The sequence below is a fragment of the Mesorhizobium sp. M2C.T.Ca.TU.002.02.1.1 genome (genome assembly GCF_003997225.1).
Genome location: NZ_RZTO01000924.1, coordinates 1 through 2,229 on the forward strand (window position 1 = coordinate 1; position 2,229 = coordinate 2,229).

Sequence of the window (2,229 nt, forward strand, 5' to 3'; positions counted from 1 at the left end):
CTTCGTCTCCATCCTGGTCTTCGTGCCGCGCGACCGCTATGACAGCGTCGTGCGGCACGAAGACCAGGATGGAGACGAAGCGGTCGAACTGGTCGGCACGCACCAGCGCCCTGACGCGCGGCCGCTCGATGAGCCCAAGGATGGCGCTGGCATGTTTGCGCAGGATGGGGACGGGGACCTGGAAGAGCTCGTCGCGCGGATAGCTCTCCAGCACGTTGATCAGCGCCTTGCCCGAATGGTCGTTCGGGTTGAAGCCGGACTTGGCGATGATGGTCTCCGCCTTCGAGCGCAGATAGGGGATCTTCATCACCGAGCGCGTGTAGGCGGTCGAGGTGAACAGGCCGACGATGCGCAGTTCGCCCGCCAGCGCGCCTTTCGACGTGTAGGTCTTGACGCCGATGTAATCGAGATAGATGCGCCGGTGCACCGACGACTTGGCGTTGGCCTTGGTGACGATCAGCGGCTCCGGCCCGTGCAGGAACGCGCGGATCTCTGGCGTCGTCGTCACCGCCTCGGTCCCGCGCCTCAGCACCAGCACATCGGGATCCGACAGAATACCCATGCCGGGCTTATCGGCGCGCTCCAGACTGCCGCTTTCTTCGCCGCCGACATATTTGAACTCGCGCATGCCGAGGAAGGTGAAATTGTCATCGCGCAGCCATTCGAGGAAGGCGATCGCCTCGGCGACGCTCTTCTTGTCGAGCGGCACGGCCGAATAGCGGAATTCGGAAATCGCCTGGTCGAGGCGGGCGAGCATGCGCTTCCAGTCGACGACGGCGGCGCGGACCTGCGAAAGCATCTTGCGCAGCCGCTCGGTGAGGCTTTTCGCCTGGTCGGCGGTCAGCCGCGGGATATGCACATGGACGACGCTCAGCCGGTCGTGCTCGTCATCCTCCTTGCCGGCATCGCCAAGCACCTCGACTACGCCGTTCTTGCCGTGGCGTACGGTGACGATCGGATGGGTGACCAGCGTCGGCTCGCCGCTGATCTCGGTGATCTCGCCCAGGATGGAATCGAACAGGAACGGCATGTTGTCGTTGACGACGGTGATGACCGTCACGGGCCGGCCGCCGCAGGCAACGCCCGAATCGGCCTCGACGGCGATGACGCTTTCGCCTTTCCTGTGGCTGGCGACCGCTTGGGCGGCGAGCTCGCCGGCGCGTTCGAGGTCGGCCACGTCATAGGCCGCGATGTCTTCGGCAGGCGCGCGTGCCAGCAGATAGTCGGCAAGCCTTGCGGATTTTTCCTCCGCCTTCGCGGCGGCGGCTTTCTTCTTCGGCTTGGATTTAACGCTGGCCATGACGCTTGGTCCCTCCCGTCGTATGCTTTTGCGACTATCGTAGCAGATGACCGCCGTTTCGCGACAAAGGTTTGACGACGCATTAAAAAATTCGAACCGACGCCGTTGCCTTGCAAGGAGAACGACCTATGAATGACAGGATTACCGCGCTTGACCTTGTCCAGGCGGAGCTCAACGAGGCGACGAAAGCCTATTTCGACAAATGCCGGGAGAAGCTCGGCCTCGTGCCCAACGTGCTTCTCGCCTACGCCTTCGACGAGAAGAAGCTGCGCGCCTTCACTGACATGTACAACGACTTGATGCTGGGCGAGTCCGGCCTGTCGAAGTTGGAGCGCGAGATGATCGCCGTGGTCGTCTCCTCGATCAATCACTGCTTCTATTGCCTGACCGCCCATGGCGCGGCGGTGCGCCAGCTGTCGGGCGAGCCGGCGCTGGGCGAGATGATGGTGATGAATTTCCGCGCCGCCGATCTGTCGGACCGCCAGCGCGCCATGCTCGAATTCGCCGTGAAGCTGACGGAAGAGCCGGCTAAAATCGTGGAAGCCGACCGCGCGGCCTTGCGGCAAGCCGGTTTCTCCGATCGCGACATCTGGGACATCGCCTCGACCGCCGCCTTCTTCAACATGTCGAACCGCGTGGCCGCCGCGGTCGACATGCGGCCGAACCCCGAATATCACGCCATGGCAAGGTAGGCTTCGCCTGGAAAGCCCGGATCAGCGCGCGGCGATTGCCGCGGCCGCGCCCGCCATCGTCGTGGCGCTGACGCGGTTAGCGATCTTCATGGCCCGCTTGCTCTTGAGCAGCCGGCGCGCCTGCGAAGCGGCCAGCACCCAGGCGAGGTCGATGACCACCAGCACGACAGCCATGGTCAGCGTCAGCTCGACCCAGCCGACGACGCTGACCGAGGCAAGATCGATGATGGTCGGCAG

Annotated in this window: 1 protein-coding gene and 2 pseudogenes; 1 reads left to right on the plus strand and 2 read right to left on the minus strand. The window is 63.9% G+C overall.

Annotated features, from left to right (window positions below; all coding sequences use genetic code 11):
* A pseudogene (locus tag EOD07_RS31490) lies at positions 1 to 1,300 on the minus strand (NAD-glutamate dehydrogenase domain-containing protein); the annotation flags it as partial.
* A 128-nt stretch (positions 1,301 to 1,428) separates the two neighbouring features.
* Between EOD07_RS31490 and EOD07_RS31495 the strand changes: the two are divergent.
* Entirely contained in the window at positions 1,429 to 1,992 is a 564-nt protein-coding gene (locus tag EOD07_RS31495) for a peroxidase-related enzyme (protein WP_127238051.1), read from the plus strand.
* A gap of 21 nt (positions 1,993 to 2,013) precedes the next feature.
* Here the strand turns inward: EOD07_RS31495 and EOD07_RS31500 are convergent.
* Positions 2,014 to 2,229 (minus strand): annotated as a pseudogene (locus EOD07_RS31500) (LysE family translocator); the annotation flags it as partial.

What these genes read in the sequence shown, in the direction of transcription:
- EOD07_RS31495 (WP_127238051.1), top strand. Translation starts at nt 1,429, where the DNA reads ATGAATGACAGGATTACCGCGCTTGACCTTGTCCAGGCGGAGCTCAAC.